Annotated in this window: 18 protein-coding genes and 1 tRNA gene; 6 read left to right on the forward strand and 13 right to left on the reverse strand. The window is 55.1% G+C overall.

Annotation, left to right across the window (positions count from 1 at the left end; all coding sequences use genetic code 11):
- Nucleotides 1-92: 92 nt before the first annotated feature.
- From DL239_RS11345 to DL239_RS11355, 3 genes are all read left to right on the forward strand, one after another.
- Nucleotides 93-176 (forward strand) — tRNA-Leu (locus tag DL239_RS11345).
- A 172-nt stretch (nucleotides 177-348) separates the two neighbouring features.
- On the forward strand, nucleotides 349-927 hold the full coding sequence (locus DL239_RS11350; protein WP_167684218.1) for a YqaA family protein: 579 nt from the start codon (nucleotides 349-351) through the stop codon (nucleotides 925-927).
- A 3-nt stretch (nucleotides 928-930) separates the two neighbouring features.
- Nucleotides 931-1,386, forward strand: a complete 456-nt coding sequence (locus tag DL239_RS11355; protein ID WP_167684219.1) for a disulfide bond formation protein B — start codon at nucleotides 931-933, stop codon at nucleotides 1,384-1,386.
- Here DL239_RS11355 and DL239_RS11360 read toward each other — a convergent pair.
- Complete coding sequence (locus DL239_RS11360) at nucleotides 1,383-1,808, reverse strand: Lrp/AsnC family transcriptional regulator (RefSeq protein WP_167684328.1); 426 nt, start codon at nucleotides 1,806-1,808, stop codon at nucleotides 1,383-1,385. The two genes, DL239_RS11355 and DL239_RS11360, sit on opposite strands and share 4 nt — an antisense overlap.
- A 115-nt stretch (nucleotides 1,809-1,923) precedes the next feature.
- Here DL239_RS11360 and rocF point away from each other — a divergent pair, with 115 nt between their 5' ends.
- Both rocF and ocd read left to right on the forward strand, forming a co-directional pair.
- A complete protein-coding gene (gene rocF / locus DL239_RS11365) occupies nucleotides 1,924-2,850 on the forward strand; it encodes an arginase (protein WP_167684220.1) in 927 nt (308 codons plus the stop codon).
- Nucleotides 2,847-3,902, forward strand: a complete 1,056-nt coding sequence (gene ocd, locus DL239_RS11370; RefSeq protein WP_167684221.1) for an ornithine cyclodeaminase — start codon at nucleotides 2,847-2,849, stop codon at nucleotides 3,900-3,902. Before rocF ends, ocd begins: the two co-directional genes overlap by 4 nt.
- 44 nt (nucleotides 3,903-3,946) lie before the next feature.
- On the opposite strand, the gene mmsB is transcribed toward ocd, so the two are convergent.
- From mmsB to lpdA, 8 genes are all read right to left on the reverse strand, one after another.
- A complete protein-coding gene (gene mmsB / locus DL239_RS11375) occupies nucleotides 3,947-4,819 on the reverse strand; it encodes a 3-hydroxyisobutyrate dehydrogenase (RefSeq protein ID WP_167684222.1) in 873 nt (290 codons plus the stop codon).
- A 3-nt stretch (nucleotides 4,820-4,822) separates the two neighbouring features.
- Nucleotides 4,823-5,863: an enoyl-CoA hydratase/isomerase family protein gene (locus DL239_RS11380; RefSeq protein ID WP_167684223.1), complete on the reverse strand. Its 1,041-nt coding sequence runs from the start codon at nucleotides 5,861-5,863 to the stop codon at nucleotides 4,823-4,825.
- A 12-nt stretch (nucleotides 5,864-5,875) separates the two neighbouring features.
- Nucleotides 5,876-7,021, reverse strand: coding sequence for an acyl-CoA dehydrogenase family protein (locus DL239_RS11385; RefSeq protein ID WP_167684224.1), 1,146 nt, complete (start codon nucleotides 7,019-7,021; stop codon nucleotides 5,876-5,878).
- Nucleotides 7,022-7,202: 181 nt separating this feature from the next.
- Nucleotides 7,203-10,055, reverse strand: a complete 2,853-nt coding sequence (gene uvrA, locus DL239_RS11390; protein ID WP_167684225.1) for an excinuclease ABC subunit UvrA — start codon at nucleotides 10,053-10,055, stop codon at nucleotides 7,203-7,205.
- 81 nt (nucleotides 10,056-10,136) lie between these two features.
- Nucleotides 10,137-11,300, reverse strand: a complete 1,164-nt coding sequence (locus DL239_RS11395) for an MFS transporter (RefSeq protein ID WP_167684226.1) — start codon at nucleotides 11,298-11,300, stop codon at nucleotides 10,137-10,139.
- A gap of 124 nt (nucleotides 11,301-11,424) precedes the next feature.
- Complete coding sequence (locus DL239_RS11400; protein WP_167684227.1) at nucleotides 11,425-11,985, reverse strand: methyltransferase domain-containing protein; 561 nt, start codon at nucleotides 11,983-11,985, stop codon at nucleotides 11,425-11,427.
- A gap of 89 nt (nucleotides 11,986-12,074) precedes the next feature.
- Nucleotides 12,075-12,599 carry a hypothetical protein gene (locus tag DL239_RS11405; RefSeq protein WP_167684228.1) on the reverse strand — a complete coding sequence of 175 codons (525 nt, stop codon included), beginning with the start codon at nucleotides 12,597-12,599 and terminating at the stop codon, nucleotides 12,075-12,077.
- Nucleotides 12,600-12,857: 258 nt separating this feature from the next.
- Nucleotides 12,858-14,252 (reverse strand): dihydrolipoyl dehydrogenase, encoded by a 1,395-nt coding sequence (gene lpdA, locus DL239_RS11410; RefSeq protein WP_167684229.1) that lies wholly within the window; start codon nucleotides 14,250-14,252, stop codon nucleotides 12,858-12,860.
- 203 nt (nucleotides 14,253-14,455) lie between these two features.
- On the opposite strand from lpdA, the gene DL239_RS11415 reads away from it, so the two are divergent.
- Nucleotides 14,456-14,854: a hypothetical protein gene (locus tag DL239_RS11415; protein ID WP_167684230.1), complete on the forward strand. Its 399-nt coding sequence runs from the start codon at nucleotides 14,456-14,458 to the stop codon at nucleotides 14,852-14,854.
- Nucleotides 14,855-14,860: 6 nt separating this feature from the next.
- Here DL239_RS11415 and DL239_RS11420 read toward each other — a convergent pair whose 3' ends face one another.
- From DL239_RS11420 to queA, 4 genes are all read right to left on the reverse strand, one after another.
- On the reverse strand, nucleotides 14,861-15,439 hold the full coding sequence (locus DL239_RS11420) for a DUF924 family protein (protein WP_167684231.1): 579 nt from the start codon (nucleotides 15,437-15,439) through the stop codon (nucleotides 14,861-14,863).
- A gap of 138 nt (nucleotides 15,440-15,577) precedes the next feature.
- On the reverse strand, nucleotides 15,578-16,852 hold the full coding sequence (locus tag DL239_RS11425) for an MFS transporter (protein ID WP_167684232.1): 1,275 nt from the start codon (nucleotides 16,850-16,852) through the stop codon (nucleotides 15,578-15,580).
- Nucleotides 16,853-17,014: 162 nt separating this feature from the next.
- The gene (locus DL239_RS11430) at nucleotides 17,015-17,704 is read right to left on the reverse strand and encodes an SDR family NAD(P)-dependent oxidoreductase (RefSeq protein ID WP_167684233.1); all 690 of its coding nucleotides are present in this window, start codon (nucleotides 17,702-17,704) and stop codon (nucleotides 17,015-17,017) included.
- Between the two features lie 64 nt (nucleotides 17,705-17,768).
- On the reverse strand, nucleotides 17,769-18,815 hold the full coding sequence (gene queA, locus DL239_RS11435; RefSeq protein ID WP_167684234.1) for a tRNA preQ1(34) S-adenosylmethionine ribosyltransferase-isomerase QueA: 1,047 nt from the start codon (nucleotides 18,813-18,815) through the stop codon (nucleotides 17,769-17,771).
- Nucleotides 18,816-18,849: the final 34 nt, after the last annotated feature.

Here is an 18,849-nt window from a genome sequence, read left to right on the forward strand (position 1 = left end):
ACCCAGACACTGTTTAGCTCCAGATTTTTCTCCTCCTCGCCTCACCTTTCCGGTTGATGATTTTTGAATCACAAGTTAGACAACCGCTAAGTGCCGATATGGTGGAATGGTAGACACGGGAGATTCAAAATCTCCTGCCTCGCGGCGTCCCGGTTCGAGTCCGGGTATCGGTACCAACTCACGCAATCAACCAGTGTCAGAACACTGCCCTAATGGGCGACGGTGACTTGCTGCGACTGGCAAATTGCCCTCTGTTCGCAACACTATGACAGATTTCGATCGCAACTGTTGACCTAAGCCCACCGGCGGTGTTCAACCCTGAAAACCCAGAAACAGGACATCGATCATATGCTGCGCGGCATTTATAACTGGACTATGAATCTGGCAGACCATCCGCATGCCCTTTGGTGGCTGGCGCTTGTTGCTTTTATCGAAAGCTCATTCTTTCCGATCCCCCCAGATGTTCTGATGATCCCGATGATATTAGCCCGTCCATCGCGCGCCTGGCTGATTGCCCTGGTGGCACTGGTGGCTTCGGTTCTAGGAGGGCTGCTGGGCTATGCAATTGGTGCCTTTTTCTACGACAGCATCGGGCAACCGATTCTCGAAGCGATGGGCAAAGGTGACGCGATGGAGGCGTTTAACACCAAGTTCAACGACTTTGGCTTCTGGGCGGTTCTGGGCGCTGGGGTCACCCCGTTCCCCTTCAAAGTCATCACAATCATGTCCGGCTGGACCAGCATGCCGCTTGGAACATTTGTCGCCACGGCAATCCTCGCACGAGCAATGCGCTTTTTCCTTGTTGCTGCTTTGCTGTGGAAGTTCGGAACACCAATTCGTGACTTCATTGAAAAACGTTTGGGGCTTGTCTTTACGGTCTTTATCGTGCTGCTGTTCGGCGGATTTCTTGCACTTAGGTACTTCTAAACTATGCGCCGACTTTTGATTCTTGCCGCTGCTGGCGGCTCTGCAGCCCTGCTCTTGGGCGCCCTTGGGTTCCAGTACATTGGCGAAATGCCGCCCTGCAAACTGTGTTATTGGCAACGATACCCACATGTCGCCGCAGCAGGCATTGGCATTCTGGCGCTACTTATCCCCGGCGCAATTCTACCCTACCTTGGCGCAGTGGCAGCCCTGACTACTGCGGGTATCGGCATCTATCACTCAGGCGTTGAACGCCTGTGGTGGGAAGGCCCCACAACCTGCACTTCCGGCTCTATTTCTGACCTGACCCCAGAACAGTTGATGGAACAGATCATGGGCGCGCCGCTGGTGCGCTGTGACGAGATCCCGTGGGAGATGTTTACCCTGTCGATGGCCTCATGGAACGCCATCGCATCACTGGTTTTGGTTGGCTTCTGGATTGCAGCAGCCAAACGCTCTTAGGTTTCTTTCTTGGTCGACAGCAGCAGATTGGTTTCGCTGCTGACGATCCCATCAAGCGTTCTGATCTTGGCCAGCGCAGTGTCCAGCGTTTCCAGCGTCTCGGTCCCCAGTTCCACGATCAGATCCCAACGACCGTTGGTGGAATGAATGGCGCGCACTTCGGGAATGCCCTGCAGCTGGCGGGTAATCCGATTGGCCCCACGGCCTTCGATCCCGATCAACATCAGCCCACGCACCGGATCACGCAGCACATCCTCTTTGACCACGACGGTAAAGCCCAAGATATCCCCACGCGCCTGAAGCCGCTCAATCCGCGCCCTTACCGTGGTCCGCGACAAATTTAGCTGTAACGCCAGATCCGAGAGAGAGGCTCGCGCATCGTGACGCAGAGCCGATACCAGCTTCGCATCCGTTTCGTCCATTTTGCATTCCACTTCGTCTATTCGCCGCACCTTATGACCAATTTCACCGATAGATTCCACCGCAAAACGGAGATTTGTTAGGGCCAACACGAAACAAAACATGGAGGCCCTCCTCGTGACCTCACAAAACTGTATTCTTATCGGCGCCCCAGTAGACAGCGGCAAACGGAGGGCGGGCTGCCTGATGGGCCCCGACGCCCTGCGCACAGCCGGTCTGACATCAGCCTTAACTGGCCTGGGCCACAAGGTCGAAGACCTCGGCAATCTCTCCCCTGCCCCACATGATGCAGATTCACCAGATGGCCCACTCTTTGCGCCAAATGAAACAATCGCCTGGACCCATAAGCTGGCAGAGACCGCCGAACAGGCAATGGACTGCGGTTTACCAATTTTCTTGGGCGGCGATCACTCTTTGTCACTAGGTTCGGTTATCGGCGTCGCCAATTACGCCGCCAGCAAGGACCGACCTCAGTTCGTGCTATGGCTGGATGCCCACACTGACTTTCACACCCCACTCACCACCGACAGCGGCAACCTGCATGGCACCCCTGTAGGGTACTTTACCGGCCGGTCCGACTTCGACGAGTTCCCAGCAGTTAAAAACCCCGTGCCACAAGAAAACGTCTGCATGATCGGACTGCGCTCGGTGGATACACCAGAGCGCCTGGCACTCGAGGCCAGTTCAATCCGCCGCTACGACATGCGCCAAATTGACGAAGGTGGCATTGCCGGCCCCCTGTCCGAATTCCTAAAGCACGTCGCAAAGAACAATGGCATGCTGCACGTCTCACTGGACGTCGATTTCCTTGACCCGTCTGTTGCCCCGGCAGTTGGCACCACTGTGCCCGGCGGCGCTACTGTCCGCGAGGGGCATCTGGTGTGCGAAATGCTGCATGACTCGGGACTGATGACTTCACTTGATCTGGTCGAATTGAACCCCTTCCTTGATGAACGTGGTCGTACCGCACATCTGATGGTCGACCTCTGCGCTTCGGCGCTTGGTCGACGGGTATTTGACCGCCCAACCCGGAGCTACCAATGACACAACAAACCCAACCATCTGAGAAGGCCCTTGTCCCTTTTGTCAGCGTCGACAACATGATGCGGCTAATCCACCACGTCGGGATCGAACAGGTTCTTTGCGATCTGGCAGCCTACGTCGAAGACGACTTTAAACGCTGGGAATTGTTCGACAAAACCCCAAGGGTTGCCAGCCATTCAGACGTTGGTGTGATCGAACTGATGCCCACCTCAGATGGCGAAGCCTACGGGTTTAAATACGTCAACGGTCACCCCAAAAACACATCTGAGGGCCTGCAAACTGTCACCGCCTTTGGCCTGATGGCTGATGTTTACACCGGCTATCCGGTGCTGCTGACCGAAATGACCATCCTGACCGCTCTGCGGACCGCTGCGACTTCGGCGATGGTGGCCAAATATCTGGCCCCCAAAGGCGCTGATACCATGGCGATGATCGGCAATGGTGCGCAGTCCGAATTCCAAAGTCTGGCAATGAAGGCGATCTGTGGCATCACCACCATGCGTCTATACGACAAAGATCCTGCCGCCACCGCCAAATGCGCCGCCAATCTGGCTGGCACAGGTTTAAACGTCGTCACTTGCTCCAGTCCAGAACAAGCCATCGAGGGCGCGCAGATCCTGACGACTTGCACCGCTGACAAACAGTGCGCCACCATTCTCAGCGACAACATGGTGGGCTCTGGCGTGCACATCAACGCCATCGGCGGTGACTGCCCTGGCAAGACCGAACTGGCAGCGGGCATCCTGTCGCGTTCTGACGTGTTTGTTGAATTCCCTCCCCAAACCCGCATCGAAGGTGAAATTCAGCAGATGCCTGATGATTTCCCGGTCACTGAATTGTGGCAGGTGATCACCGGAGAAAAGACAGGCCGCAGCAGCGCTGAACAGATCACCCTGTTCGATAGTGTCGGCTTCGCAATCGAGGATTTCTCGGCCCTGCGCTATATCCGCGATAAAATCAAAGGCAGCGATTTCTTCTTTGAATTGGATATGTTGGCTGACCCGGATGACCCACGCGACCTGTTCGGCATGGTCCAGCGCGCAGCCAAATAACTGAAACAGCCCGGCGTATATTGCGCCGGGCTGCCCAAATCTATTTAATCGCGACCGCGCTTTTCAAACCGGGGCAGCATTGCGGAAAAATCCATCCCCTGCCCGCCCTCATTCTCGACAAACTGCGCATAAAGCGCCTGCGCCAACTGCCCCATCGGGGTATCCGCATCGGCGCTTTCAGCGGCCTGCTGCGATAGACGCAGGTCTTTAAGCATCAACTCAGCCGCAAACCCGGGTTGGTAGTCATTGTCAGCTGGCGACTGCGGTCCAACGCCCGGTGCAGGACAATAGGCATTCATCGTCCAGCTGTAACCAGACGAGGTCGACACCACGTCAAACATCTTCTGCCGGTCCAGCCCCAATTTATCCGCCAGCGCAAAGGCCTCGCATGTGGCGACCATAGTGACGCCAAGGATCATGTTGTTGCAAATCTTGGCAGACTGCCCCGCCCCTGCCTCGCCACAATGAACCGCCTTTTGACCCATCACATCAAACAACGGATCCGCCTTGGCAAAGGCATCGGCACTGCCGCCGGCCATAAAGGTCAACGTGCCGCCAGCCGCGCCGCCAACGCCACCCGATACCGGTGCATCAACAAACAACAAGTCACTCTCAGCCGCCTGCGCAGCCACCGCACGGGCCGAATCAACATCAACCGTGGAACAATCAACCAAGGCAGCACCCGCAGCCATCGCCGGGATCACCTGATCAGCAACCGCGCGCAGGATCTGCCCGTTTGGCAGCATGGTGATTACCACCTCTGCCCCAGCAGCGGCCTCGGCCCCTGACGCCACCATTGATACACCGTCAATCGCCACATCAGCCATATCAAAGCCAACAACCTCGTGACCCGCCTTAGCAAGATTAGCCGCCATCGGGCCGCCCATATTGCCTAAGCCAATAAATCCAATCTTCATGGGTTAACCCTCCTCAAATGTAAGTGCCTCGCCACGCAGCGGCATCAACATCTGGCTGACAGCGCTGGTGGGGACGTTCATGTCTGCAAATTTCCACGCCGGGTTTCGGTCTTTGTCGATGAGCAAGGCCCGAATGCCCTCTAGGAAATCAGACTTTTCCATAGAACGATGCGTAAATCGATACTCGAGATCCAACGCGGTCCGCATATTCATCATCGGCCCACGCAGCCGGTGCAGCATTTCAACCGTACACGCCATCGACAGTGGTGAATTACGACCCATTAGCTTGAGTGAAGCTGTAGCAAAATCGCTACTGTCCTGACGCAAAGTAGTCAGGATATCGCCCAGCGTTTCGCCCGCGAAATGCCGGTCCACATCATCCGCCAAATCGCGCAGCTTACCACGGCTCGGTTCGCTCGCTGCGCCCTGTAGGCAAATAGGATCGCCATCTGCCTCCATTGCGGCAATCAGAGCGGGCCACTTGTCCTGCTCGATATAGAGATCGGCAAATCCAGCAAAAATCGCATCATCCGGCCCCATACGGGTATTGGTAACACCAAGGTATTCCCCCAGCCGTCCCGGCGCCAGCGCCAACAACAAGGTACCGCCCACATCCGGGATCAGACCAATACCCGCCTCGGGCATCGAGATCTGGCTGGTTTCACCCACCACACGCTGGGTACCATGACAGCCAATGCCAACACCGCCGCCCATAGTGAACCCTTGCAGGAAGCTGACCACAGGTTTGCGGTATTCAAATATTCTGGCATTCATCCGATACTCATCCCGCCAGAACTTGCGCCCGTACTCCAAGTCACCAGCGATGCCTGTATGGTACATCTCGGCAATGTCGCCACCCGCGCAGAACGCCTTGTCCCCTTCTGCGTCCAGAATAACCACCTGAACCGCATCATCGGTGGCCCACTCAACCAGCGCAGCATCGATCGCCATGCACATATCATAGGTCAGCGCATTCAAGGCGTCAGGTCTGGTCAGGGTAATTCGGCCTGCCTTGCCCGAAATGCGGATATTGATGTCACTCATGTAATTGGTTCCTTAGCGGTTCTCAGCCAGCAGATGCCGTGCCACGATCACCCGCATGATTTCATTGGTGCCCTCAAGAATCTGATGCACCCGCAGATCACGGACAATCTTTTCAATCCCATAGTCAGCTAGATAGCCATAACCGCCGTGCAGCTGCAAACAGCCATTGGCGACCTCAAATGCTACGTCAGTGACCATCAGCTTGGCCATGGCGCAAAACTTACTAGCATCCGGCGCGCCGGTATCCAGCTTCCACGCCGCCTGACGCAAGAACGTGCGGGCCGCTTGCAGCTTGGTTTCATATTCGGCCAGTCGGAACTGCAAGCCCTGAAACTGATCGATGCTTTTGCCAAACGCCTGACGCTCAGACATGTATTGCAGCGTCAGGTTCAGCGCCTGCTGAGCACCGCCAAGCGCCCCTGCCGAGATATTCAGCCGCCCGCCATCAAGCCCCGCCATAGCGTAGGAAAACCCCTTGCCCTCAACCCCGATCAGGTTGTCTGCCGGGATCTTGCAATCATCGAACTGCACCTGCGCCGTCGGCTGCGCCTTCCAGCCCATCTTGGCTTCAAGCCCACCAAACGACAAACCTTCCGCGCCGTCCTCGACCACCACAGCCGAGATCCCCTTGGGGCCGTCTTCGCCACTGCGCACCATGCAGATATAGGCATCCGAGTAGCCACCGCCCGAGATAAACGACTTGGTACCGTTCAGGGTGTAACCTTCATTTGTCTTGTCAGCCCGTGTCTTCAGCGCCGCCGCATCTGACCCAGACCCCGGCTCGGTCAAGCAGTACGAGAACACCTTGGACATCGTGCACAGGTCTGGCAGCCATTTCTGTTTGGTCTCTTCCGATCCGAACTTGTCGATCATACCGCCGCACATATTGTGGATCGACAGGAACGACCCAACCGCAGGGCACGCCATCGCCAAGGCTTCGAATACCAGCGTAGCATCCAGCCGCGACAGGCCAGACCCGCCATATTCATCCGACACATACAGCCCACCAAACCCAAGCTCGCCGATCTGAGGCCACAGCGCCTTGGGCATCGTACCTTCGGCTTCCCAAGTCTGGGCGTGCGGAGCAATCTGCTCCTGTCCGAATGCAAAGGCCATATCGAAAATGGCAGTTTGTTCCTCGGTTGGTGCAAAATCCATGTCAGGACCTCCGGTTGATCTGAATGCTGGTGTTATAGCGCGAGCCTATAGGAATTGAACAACTGTTTATTTCCCAATCTTTGCAGAAATCTTTCAACCCATGCAAAGAAAACCCCCGCACCAATCGGCTTGGTGCGGGGGTTACTATCATGTTCAAACGAAAGTGGTCGCAACAAGTGCGTTACTCAGCCGCGACTTTCTTAGGCTGCAGCATATCCTTGAGGTAATGCCCAGTATGGCTGCGAGGCTCTTCGGCAACCTTTTCCGGCGTTCCAACCGCCACGATCTCTCCACCGCCATCGCCGCCCTCGGGGCCGATATCGATGATCCAGTCGGCAGTTTTCACCACATCCAGATTGTGTTCGATCACCACAACCGAATTGCCCTGGTCAACCAGTTCATGCAGCACTTCCAGCAACTTACGCACATCTTCGAAATGCAGACCTGTGGTCGGCTCATCCAGAATATACAACGTCCGCCCGGTTGATCTCTTGGCCAACTCCTTGGACAATTTCACCCGCTGAGCCTCACCACCTGACAAAGTCGTCGCCGACTGGCCAACCTTGATATAGCCAAGCCCCACCCGGTGCAGTGCGTCCATCTTATCGCGGATCGGCGGCACCGCCTGGAAAAACTCCTGTGCGTCCTCAACCGTCATATCCAGAACATCGGCAATCGACTTGCCTTTGAACTTGATCTCCAACGTTTCCCGATTGTAGCGCGCGCCTTGGCACGTTTCGCAGGTGACGTAGACGTCGGGTAAGAAATGCATCTCGATCTTGATCAGACCATCGCCCTGACAGGCCTCACAACGCCCACCTTTAACGTTGAAACTGAACCGACCAGGTTTGTAGCCTCGTGCCTTGGACTCAGGCAGACCTGCAAACCAGTCGCGGATCGGGGTGAACGCGCCAGTGTAAGTTGCCGGATTTGACCGCGGCGTCCGCCCAATGGGGCGCTGATCAATGTCAATCACCTTATCCAGATGCTCCAACCCTTTGATGGTCTCACAGGGCGCAGGCGTCTGGCGCGCGCCGTTCAATCGCATCGAGGCGGTCTTGAACAGGGTTTCAATCGTCAGTGTCGACTTGCCGCCACCTGACACCCCGGTCACACAGACAAATTTGCCCAACGGGAATTCAGCCGTGACGTTTTTCAGATTGTTACCAGTGGCCTTGACCACTTTGATCTTCTTCTTGTTGCCTTTGCGCCGCTTAGCAGGCACCGCAATCTCACGAGTACCAGCAAGGTACTGTCCAGTGATCGAGGCCGCATCAGCTATCAACTCAGCAGGTGTACCCTCGCTGACAACCTGCCCACCGTGCACACCAGCCCCAGGACCAATATCAAACACATAATCCGCCTCGCGGATCGCCTCTTCGTCATGTTCCACCACGATGACCGTATTACCCTGATCACGCAGGTTTTTCAGCGTACCTAGCAGCCGATCATTGTCACGCTGGTGCAGGCCAATCGACGGCTCATCCAGTACATACAATACACCTGTCAGCCCCGAGCCGATCTGGCTGGCCAAGCGAATACGCTGGCTTTCACCACCGGACAAAGTCCCCGAGTTCCGGCTCAATGACAGATAGTCCAAACCAACGTTATTCAGGAACCCAAGACGCTCGCGGATTTCCTTGACGATCGCGCGAGCGATTTCCTGCTTCTGAACTGTCAGATGGTTTGGCACATCTTCGATCCAGGTCAGCGCCTCGCGGATCGACATCTGCACAACTTGCCCTGCGTGAATACCGGCAATTTTCACGGCCAGTGCTTCGTCCCGCAGGCGATATCCCTCGCAGGACCCACAAGGCCGGTTGTTCTGATAGCGTTCAAACTCTTCGCGGATCCAGTTGGAATCAGTCTCGCGATAGCGCCGCTCCATGTTGGGGATAACCCCTTCGAACACCCGCTCTACCTGATAAACCCGCCCACCTTCGTCATAGCGGAACATAATCTCTTCATCGCCGGAACCCCGCAGGAACACGTTTTGAACCTTGGGCGACAAGTCCTTCCACGATGTGTTTTTGTCGAACTCATAGTGTTTGGCGATGGCCTCAATTGTTTGCAGGAAATAAGGCGACTTGCCCTTTCTCCAAGGGGCCAGCGCGCCGTCATATATCTTCAGCGTCTGGTCCGGCACCACGAGGCGCTCATCAAAGAACAGCTCGACACCTAGCCCGTCACATTCAGGACAGGCCCCAAAGGGCGCGTTGAATGAGAACAGCCGCGGCTCAATCTCAGGAATGGTGAACCCACTGACCGGACAGGCAAATTTTTCCGAGAACGTAATTCGCTCGGGCTCATCCGCTGCCGTTTCCAGAATGGCAATGCCATCGGCCAAATCCAGCGCAGTGCGCAGGCTGTCCGCTAGCCGAGTTTCCAGCCCTTCGCGTACCACCAAACGGTCGACGACAACGTCGATATCGTGGCGGTATTTCTTGTCCAGCGTCGGCGGCTCATCCAGCTCGTAGAACTCGCCATCCACCTTGACCCGCTGGAATCCCTGCTTTCGCAGTTCCAGAAAGTCTTTTTTGTACTCACCCTTACGGTCGCGCACGATGGGCGCCAGCAAATAGCCGCGGGTGCCTTCGTCCAACTTCATAATCCGGTCGACCATGTCCTGCACCTGTTGTGCCTCAATCGGCAGGCCAGTTGCAGGGCTATAGGGCGTACCTGCGCGGGCAAACAACAGGCGCAGATAGTCGTAAATCTCGGTCACGGTCCCAACGGTAGACCGTGGGTTCTTGCTGGTTGTCTTCTGTTCAATCGAGATCGCAGGACTAAGGCCACTAATGTGGTCCACGTCCGGTTTCTCCATCATATCAAGGAATTGCCTGGCATAGGCGCTCAGGCTCTCGACATAACGGCGCTGACCTTCGGCATAGATGGTATCAAACGCCAGACTGGATTTACCCGAGCCCGACAAGCCAGTGATGACAACCAGCTGATCGCGCGGAATATCCACGTCGATGCTCTTAAGATTGTGTTCGCGCGCACCGCGCACTTCGATAGATTTCAACTCGGCCATAATGCCCCCCAGAAGACGCCCTACTCATAGGGAAAAGCAATCAGCATTCCAACAAAAAAATGAGAACGTTAAGCGAACATTTTAAAACCGGCGGCGTATTGCCAGTACGGCGTGCACCAAAAAACCAGCAGAAAACAGAACCACTACGGTGCTCAACATTCCCGCATAGCCCGCAGTTGACAATACCGTGACCATCAGCGGCGTGCCGATGGTATTGCCCAGATTGCCAGCCTGCGCCATAGCCCCGCTAGACCGTGCCCGATCTGCTGCCGTTTCGTTCAGTTGCGGCACCATAGCAAAGCTGCCTCCCTGCACCAATCCCATTGCGCCAGCCACAGCAATGCAGGCAAGTGGCGATCCCGGCACCAGCATCAACCAGACCCCAATCATCGCACACAGGGCGAACCCGGTCTGGACCAAACGCACCGCCCGGACAAACCGCAGAAGGTACACCCCTAGGGTCATCGACACTGCAATGCTGGCCAGCGGCATCACCCCGAGCACAAATCCGCGGATGTTTTCATCGATAAACGGCGGGATCACTGTCAGGATCGCAACAAAGCATGCTGTATAGAACAACCACCCTGCGGCCGGCGCAACCAGCCACGGTGACCGATAAATCCGCCAGTGTAACGCAGGCAACTTTGCCAGACTTGGCACCGCTTGGCGTTCCGGCACCGGTACATTGCGCAACGCCTGACCCAACAGAACCGCCAACCCTGCCATGATTGCAGCATGTGCCCCGAACAGCGACAACACCCCGAATTTGGCAACCAGTGGCAGCCCCAACCACGCTAACAGGGTAAAGGCCACAGCGAAAAACGTGCTCCACAAGGTCATTGCCAGACCACGAGTTTTCTCGGTGCTCACCTGCGCAATCAACGTTGGCCCGGCGACAACCAGTCCCAGATGAGAAAGCCCCTCGATGACACGGGTCCCCAGAAAGACAGGAAACGGCAGATGAAGCGCCTGTAGTGCCGACATCACGGCACCGGTCCACAAGGCCCAAACCAGCGTACGACGATAGCCAAAGGCAGCAACGAACATCCCGGCGACCACACCAAACAAGATCCCCAACAGCCCGACCAGCGACACAGTAAACCCGATGGATCCTCCAGCCAGCGGATACAGTTCCGCCATGCGGTCAAAAACCACCGAGATTTTGCCGTATTGCGCAGCGGCCCCCAGACCAGCCGCCCAAATCACCAGGATCAGCCCCCAGCGGGTTTTATCCGACGTTGTCATTGATATGCCTTTACTCTTGGGTGCGGCCCATCCCGCCCCAAGTCATAGTTGCCGGATCAATAGCCAAAACCGCAGCCGTAAACCAGCAGCGGTTCTGTGAAAATTCGCACAACATGGTCGCGCATTAGGTCTTTTGCGCGATGGCCCAGGCACAAATCGGCATCATCGGATCATTGTCCATCGGGTCGGATGCTTCGTCATACTCCGGTGGCCATTTGGCCTCTAGGTTACGCAGGGCCGCATTGGCATTGCCCCATTGCTCAGCACGGATCGCATCTTCGTCAAACCCGCACTCAATCAGCAAGTTGGTCAGCCCACGCGCCGACCAGCGTGAACAATCATTTGGCGCAGCATGATAGGGAACATAGAACGGCACAGCCAACCAGAAATACCCGCCCTTCCGCAACATCCTACGCACGTTCTTGGTCGCCGCATAAGGCCGGTCCAGATGCTCCCAAACCTGATTTGCCAGCACCAAATCAAACTTTTTCGGCCTGCCATCTTCCTGCAAAACTGGCCCTTGGCAGATGTCATATTCCGGATAGAGAAACTGCTGATACGAGGCAAAATCAAACATCTGCCCCCACTTGCCTGAAATCTCGGCCACATGAAGCTTTTTAGGACCCAGAGCACGGATCATACCGCGACTGGACTTCCCCATGGCAATTCGATTCAGGCTGGGCATTGGCATTCCTCAGTATGTCGCAATTCAAATTTCAGACGTAAAAAGGGGCCGCGACTGGAACGGCCCCTTATTAATCATTGTATTATGGCTCAATTCTGCTCGGCGTTACAAGCGCGGGCCATCTCCATCGCTTTATACGTTCCGGCGAGATCTACAACAAATGACTGCTCTTCTTCAGGGAACACTGTCATCGTATATTTCTTGGCCAGATCCTCGATGAATTGAGGGTTGTTGGCAAGAATGTATCCGCCTGCGTAACCGTCAGTTAGGTTCTTTCTCATCTTGGTTGCCTGTGACGTGTACATAACCCCATCCAAATCAACAAAGATATCTTCCTTCCCGCCGTTACCCAGATCAGCGGTTTTGGAGAACACGCCCAGGTAACCCAATTTATGATCCGAGGTCAGCCCCATCTGAACAACATTGGCCTCAGCGTCCACACGTTCAATCAGGCATGATTGACGTTGGACATCCACAAAGACGGTCCAACCGTCGGTTTCACCAAATTTGGTGAAAGAGCCTTCGCCAGGCAGGACAGCGTTTTCAGAATAGGCAGAGGTTGCAGATATGGAGAGAACAACTGCAACCGTAGAGAGAGATCTAAAGTATTTCATAGGACACCTCTTACAACTCAACACACAGTCAACGGCTGTAAATTATGCCCCCGGATGACGTACTGTCGAGCAATTTGTAGCTCTCCTAATCGGTCGCCCAACATAGCAGACTTGGGAATTTGGAATCTCTAGTGATCGCAGTCCTGTAGGAGAAAGTGAAACACTTACCCATTGGCGAATAGTCGCCACCATCCAAGAAAAATCGCCCGGAACCATCTCTGGTACCAGGCGACTCAATCTTCTTATTTCATTCCCGGACTACATGTGGATCATACGATCAAAGGCATCCAGCACACTTTCATGCATCATCTCACTTAGCGTTGGATGTGGGAACACGGTGTTCATCAGGTCTTCCTCAGTTGTTTCCAACTGGCGACCCACCACATAACCCTGGATCAGTTCAGTCACCTCTGCCCCGATCATATGCGCACCCAGCAACTCGCCGGTTTTAGCGTCAAACACGGTCTTGATCATGCCCTCGGGCTCACCCAGCGCGATTGCCTTGCCGTTGCCAATGAATGGGAAACGACCAACCTTGATGTCATACCCCAGCTCTTTGGCCTTGGCCTCAGTATAACCAACACTCGCCACCTGAGGATGACAGTAGGTACAACCGGCGATGCTCTCAGGCTTCACCGGACGCGCGTGTTTGTCAGCAACCAGTTCAGCTACCATCACACCTTCGTGGCTTGCCTTGTGGGCCAACCACGGCGCGCCCGCGATATCACCAATGGCATACAGCCCGTCGATGCCGGTGCGGCAGAACTCATCCGTGACAACATGGGTCCGGTCGATTTTGACACCCAGAGCCTCTAGCCCCAGGTTTTCAACATTGCCCACAATGCCAACAGCCGAAATCACGGTGTCAAATTCCTGTTTCTCAACCTTACCGCCGACCTCGATATGCGCCGTAACAGTGCCCTTGCCACGATCCAACTGCTTGACCATGGCTTTCTCCATGATCTTCATGCCCTGTTTCTTGAACGCCTTCTTGGCAAAGGCCGAAATTTCAGCGTCTTCAACCGGCAGCACCCGATCCATAACTTCGACAACGGTCGTATCAACGCCCAACGTGTTGTAGAAGCTGGCGAATTCGATACCGATGGCACCCGATCCAATGACCAGCAGCTTCTTTGGCATCTTTGGCGGAGTCAATGCGTGCTTGTAGGTCCAAACCAGATCACCGTCAGCCTCTAGGCCCGGCAATTCCCGAGCCCGTGCGCCGGTTGCCAGAATGATATTCTTGGCCGTCAGCTCTTCAGTGCCTTTGTCGGTCTTAACGCTGACCTTGCCTTTGGCCGGGATCATCGCCGCGCCCATAATGACAGTAACTTTGTTCTTCTTCAGAAGATGGCCAACACCGCCGGACAGCTGCTTGGCCACTCCGCGTGAACGCTTAACAACCGCATCAATGTCATAATCGATGTTGTCAGCTTTCAGACCAAACTCTTTGGCGCGGTGCATCAGATGAAAGACTTCGGAACTGCGCAGCAATGCCTTGGTTGGGATACAGCCCCAGTTCAAACAGATGCCGCCCAGATGCTCTCGCTCTACAACTGCAACCTTCAGCCCCAGTTGCGCACCACGAATGGCGGCAACATAGCCCCCCGGCCCGGCCCCGATAACGATCAGATCAAAGGATTTGGTAGCCATTGTAATTCCCTCAGCACTGCGAATTTAAAAACTAGTTCACCATTAAACTAATTATTTTCCAACTGCAATCATTCAGTGTCACGTCAAGCCCGGCCACTGTTTCGCGCCGTTCTCGGTAGCATTTTCTAGCATTTTCTGAAACCATGCACTGAAGATCACTGCCCCATTTCCCACGATGCATATTAAAAACAAAGGCCTCAGCCATGAAGCAAACCATTTTCGATCTGCTCAAAGCCATGATAAATGCAACCCTGATACTGCTGGCGCTTTGTTTATTTCTGGGATGGAAGCTGATGTCTTCTGTACAGGACGTCACAGTAAGGGTGACAGAGGCCGTCCTACAGGTCACCCCGGTTCAGGACCGCATCCAAGATCTACGGATTGAAGTGGCAGGCCTGCGTAGTGACCTCGTCAACCTCCCCGAACAGGTTGTAATAGGTCAACTCGATAGGCTGGACCAGCGCCTGACATCCCTTCAGCATGAGATGTCAGCGCTGCGTCAGTTGCCTAACGAAATCATTCACGACGCTGCGCAAACAGCGGCGACAACGCTGGCCGATCAACTAAGTCAACCCGCCAACTGCTTGCCGCCGTCATCCTAGACCGTACTAGCCCGCGGCCTGCAAAACTCGCACGGTCTCACCGTAACCGCCTGCTGTGACATAATCGACTTCTGGCGCCGTACTGCTACGTTCTAGCGCCTCGTTCCGATATGGGAACCGACCAAACAGCCGGATCACCTCACGGTGAGCACGGGCGTGCAATAGGTTCGACGGACCTTCGGACGGCATCCGTTCCTTCATCAGCCGCACACACCGATCCTGATCGCATAGGTTCTCGGAATGCATCAACGGAAGATAGAAGAACTGCCGGGCTGGCTCATCAATCTTTAGATCCCACTTCTTGCTGATCGCAGCCTTGGCTGCAGCCAGCGCAAGCTGGTCGCTGGCAAAGGCCGTGCCGGAGCCTCGGAACATATTGCGTGGGAATTGATCCGATAAGATCAGGTAGGCCAGCGCCCCGCTAGGGTAGGTAAGCCACATCGAGAACTTGCCTTCGCATAGGCCTTCCCAAGCCTTCTCAAATCGGTTTCGTATTTCAGCGTCGAACGCCTCATCCTGTAAATACCAGCTCTTCGGTCCAGCTTCATCTAGCCAGAACTCCAGAACCTCGTCGGGACCAACCATGGGTCATACTCCAGTTTTTGCCTGCCCTTTATTAACAGTCGAAATTGGGTCCATTGTACAAGCCTATTACGGTAACATTTTGCAACATGTGTGACTGATTTGTGAAAGCTTGCACAAGAATACGCCCAGTTAGCGCAATCATCCTAAGTCATGAGCAGCATCATGCTCTTCGAGGTCAGTTTCGATTGCGTATTCCTGGGCGAACTCAACCGAAACTGGCGAAGCAGTCGGCGACATTGGGGCCATGATTCCGGTGTCTTCCAGAGGAATGGCAGCCCGCTGAGTTGTCCGGTAGCCTGCATACACAGCCAAGGCAGCCAGCAACACAATCATGAAGAGGAAATACCCCTGTGGACCAAACACGCCTTCACTCATCAGCCAACCGGTGACGACCGGCCCGGCAATGGCGCCCAGCCCGTTGATGAACACCAACCCACCCGAGGCCGCCGCCATGTCATCATGATCCAGATAGTCATTGGTGTGCGCAATCAACAGTGAATACAGCGGACTTGTCATACCACCGATCAAGAACGCCGAGACAAGCAGCATCTCAAACTGCAGGCCGAATTTCATGCCGATTGTAGCACCAACGGCACCAACCCCAGCAATAATCAGAATAAGCACACGCCGGTCCATCCGGTCCGAAATCCAGCCCAGCGGGTATTGCAGCAAGGTCGCGCCCACATAGAATGTCGCCACAAAGATCGAGATTTCCAAAAGGCTCAGCCCAGCCTCAGCCCCAAAAACAGCGCTCATACCAAACTGTGCTGAAAACACGCCGCCCAACAGGAACATACCAACACAACCCAGAGGCGAGGTATCAAACAACTGCTTCAAGGTCATAGGTTTGGCTGTGTCAAAGGCAGGCGTCGGCGAGATCGATAGCAAAATTGGTGCAAATGAGATCGAGACCAAAACCGAAGCAATGACAAAGGTCTCGTACCCTGCCGGGTCACCAACCAGCAGTAGCCCCTGCGCCCCCACAATCCCGGCCATCTGTACCATCATGTACAATGATAACGCCTTGCCTCGGTTCTCATTGTCAGCCGCGTTGTTCAGCCAGCTTTCAGCGGTGACGTACACACCCGAAAAACAGAATCCGATGATCACCCGCCCAAGGATCCACGCCGCCGGGTTGGTAAAGGCCGGGTACAGGATCATCACAGCAGAAATAAACGATGCCAATGCCGCAAACACCCGCACGTGACCAACACGGCGGATCAGGTCAGGTGCCAGTTTGGAGCCGCCCAGAAAACCGACGAAGTAAGCCGACATTACAAAAGACATCTCAAGGGTCGTAAACCCCTCGATTTCTCCGCGCACACCCAACAGGGTCCCCTGCAAGCCGTTTCCGACCATCAGCAAACCCATTCCCAGCAACAACGCCCAAGCGCTCGACAGAACCTGAAACATCCCCGGCATTCCTTCTTTTTTAGGGACAGACCATCCGGCCCAACCTAAGTAGATTGCGACCGCGCAGATGGCTGCTTGTCGCCAAGAATGAATCCCAATTCTGTTAGTTTTCCGTCATGCTAGATCCAAAAGCGACGCAAACTAACACGCTATGCTTTATTGTTACTGGTAATCCGAAATCGCGCGACCCGAGACCTGCGACCAAACCATACCCTCACTTTGCAGCATGGTCACAACCATTTCGGCGCCCTGTTCGGGCGTCATGGCAATCTCCAGATCCCGTTCAATACCTGCTGTTTCGTACATACTGCTGTCGATTTTGCCGGGATAGAACCCCATGACACGCACCCCTTTGGGGGCACACTCTACCTCCATACAGCCGGTAAAGCCACGGATAGCCCACTTGCTGGCCGAATAGACGCTGATCAATTTGCGACAATACAGTGCCCCGGTTGAAACCGTGTTTATCACGGTTCCACTGCCTCGGCTCAACATGTCAGGCAAAAAGGCATGAGTGGTCAGGATTGTGCCCGTGGTGTTGATGTCCATCACCTGCAGGATCTGAGCGGTTGAGTAGGTTTCAAAGTCCCCCTCCAACCAAATTCCTGCGTTATTGATCAGCCCGTCCACCGCACCCAAATCATCGACAATCTGGGCGCTCACCTGCTGAATGGAAGCAGCATCAGCAACATCCATCTGATAGCCAGCCACGCCCAGTTCCGCAGCGAGTGATCCTACTTTCTCTATATTTCGACCTGTCAAAACGGGTTGATAGCCAGCCACTATTAGCTGGCGAACCAAGGCCAGCCCCAATCCGCTTGTGGCCCCTGTGACAACAATTATTCCGCCCATACCGCAAATCTCCTTTGCGGCGAAACCTGCACCTTTTCAACTCACGCAGCAAGAACCACGTTCATCAGGGTATCAACAGCGAGGCATCCCCGTAAGAAAAGAACCGATAGCCATCCTTGACCGCATGATCATAGATCGCCTTCACCCGGTCCTGCCCAATCAGCGCTGAGACAAGCATCAACAAAGTCGATTTGGGCAAATGGAAATTGGTCATCAGCGCGTCAGCCACATGAAAGATAAAGCCGGGGTAGATAAAGATATCCGTTTCGCCTTCCCATGGCGCAATCTCACCACCCCTGGCCGCACTTTCGATTAGGCGCAGCGCCGTAGTGCCAACTGGGATCACCCGCCCACCAGCCGCCTTGGTTGCCGCAATTTCGGTGGCCGCCTGTTCGCTAACCCGCCCCCATTCCGCGTGCATCTTGTGGGTTGTCACGTCTTCGACCTTGACTGGCAAAAACGTCCCTGCCCCCACATGCAATGTCACATGGGTGAATTCCACGCCCTTGGCCGCCAATGCCTGCAACAGGGCGTCATCAAAGTGCAGACTTGCCGTCGGCGCCGCCACGGCACCTGAATTGCGCGCCCAGACGGTTTGATAATCTTGTTTGTCTTGGGCATCCGCCGGCCGCTTGGCTGCAATATAGGGTGGCAAAGGCATCGCACCGGCCTCAGCCAGCGCCGCATCGAAATCATCACCTGCAAGATTGAACCGAAGCAGGCCCTGACCTTCGGAAATGCCCACTAGCGTGGCGCTGAACCCTTCACCAAAGACAACATCTTCGCCAACCTTGATCTTTTTCAGCGGCTTCAGCAACGCGCTCCAATTGCCATCAGCACGCGGCTCCAACAGTGTAACTTCGATCTTAGCAGCAACAGCCCCCTGTGCACTGTCGCGATGACGCAGCCCACTAAGGCGCGCAGGAATGACCTTGGTGTCGTTCAGCACCAACCGATCTCCCGGCTGCAGCCAATCCACCAGGTCAGTAACCGTGCCATCGTGAATCACGTCCCCTTCGGCCACCAGCAGACGCGCCGAACTGCGCGGACTGGCAGGACGAGTTGCAATCAGGTCATCAGGCAGATCAAAATCAAAGTCACTAAGTTTCATGCCTGCGCTATAGGCGGTTCTCAGTCGCTTGACC

The sequence above is a fragment of the Parasedimentitalea denitrificans genome (assembly GCF_011813015.1).
GTDB classification, from domain to species: Bacteria; Pseudomonadota; Alphaproteobacteria; order Rhodobacterales; family Rhodobacteraceae; genus Parasedimentitalea; species Parasedimentitalea denitrificans.

Bases quoted from the DNA above. Each gene is read 5' to 3' on its own strand.
- DL239_RS11420 (WP_167684231.1), bottom strand. From the start codon at position 15,439: ATGGTTGGTCCCGACGAGGTTCTGGAGTTCTGGCTAGATGAAGCTGGA.
- queA (WP_167684234.1), bottom strand. From the start codon at position 18,815: ATGAAACTTAGTGACTTTGATTTTGATCTGCCTGATGACCTGATTGCA.
- DL239_RS11350 (WP_167684218.1), top strand. From the start codon at position 349: ATGCTGCGCGGCATTTATAACTGGACTATGAATCTGGCAGACCATCCG.
- lpdA (WP_167684229.1), bottom strand. From the start codon at position 14,252: ATGGCTACCAAATCCTTTGATCTGATCGTTATCGGGGCCGGGCCGGGG.
- ocd (WP_167684221.1), top strand. From the start codon at position 2,847: ATGACACAACAAACCCAACCATCTGAGAAGGCCCTTGTCCCTTTTGTC.
- uvrA (WP_167684225.1), bottom strand. From the start codon at position 10,055: ATGGCCGAGTTGAAATCTATCGAAGTGCGCGGTGCGCGCGAACACAAT.
- DL239_RS11415 (WP_167684230.1), top strand. From the start codon at position 14,456: ATGAAGCAAACCATTTTCGATCTGCTCAAAGCCATGATAAATGCAACC.
- DL239_RS11400 (WP_167684227.1), bottom strand. From the start codon at position 11,985: ATGCCCAGCCTGAATCGAATTGCCATGGGGAAGTCCAGTCGCGGTATG.
- DL239_RS11425 (WP_167684232.1), bottom strand. From the start codon at position 16,852: ATGTTTCAGGTTCTGTCGAGCGCTTGGGCGTTGTTGCTGGGAATGGGT.
- mmsB (WP_167684222.1), bottom strand. From the start codon at position 4,819: ATGAAGATTGGATTTATTGGCTTAGGCAATATGGGCGGCCCGATGGCG.
- DL239_RS11360 (WP_167684328.1), bottom strand. From the start codon at position 1,808: ATGGACGAAACGGATGCGAAGCTGGTATCGGCTCTGCGTCACGATGCG.
- DL239_RS11405 (WP_167684228.1), bottom strand. From the start codon at position 12,599: ATGAAATACTTTAGATCTCTCTCTACGGTTGCAGTTGTTCTCTCCATA.
- DL239_RS11355 (WP_167684219.1), top strand. From the start codon at position 931: ATGCGCCGACTTTTGATTCTTGCCGCTGCTGGCGGCTCTGCAGCCCTG.
- DL239_RS11395 (WP_167684226.1), bottom strand. From the start codon at position 11,300: ATGACAACGTCGGATAAAACCCGCTGGGGGCTGATCCTGGTGATTTGG.
- DL239_RS11385 (WP_167684224.1), bottom strand. From the start codon at position 7,021: ATGGATTTTGCACCAACCGAGGAACAAACTGCCATTTTCGATATGGCC.
- DL239_RS11430 (WP_167684233.1), bottom strand. From the start codon at position 17,704: ATGGGCGGAATAATTGTTGTCACAGGGGCCACAAGCGGATTGGGGCTG.
- DL239_RS11380 (WP_167684223.1), bottom strand. From the start codon at position 5,863: ATGAGTGACATCAATATCCGCATTTCGGGCAAGGCAGGCCGAATTACC.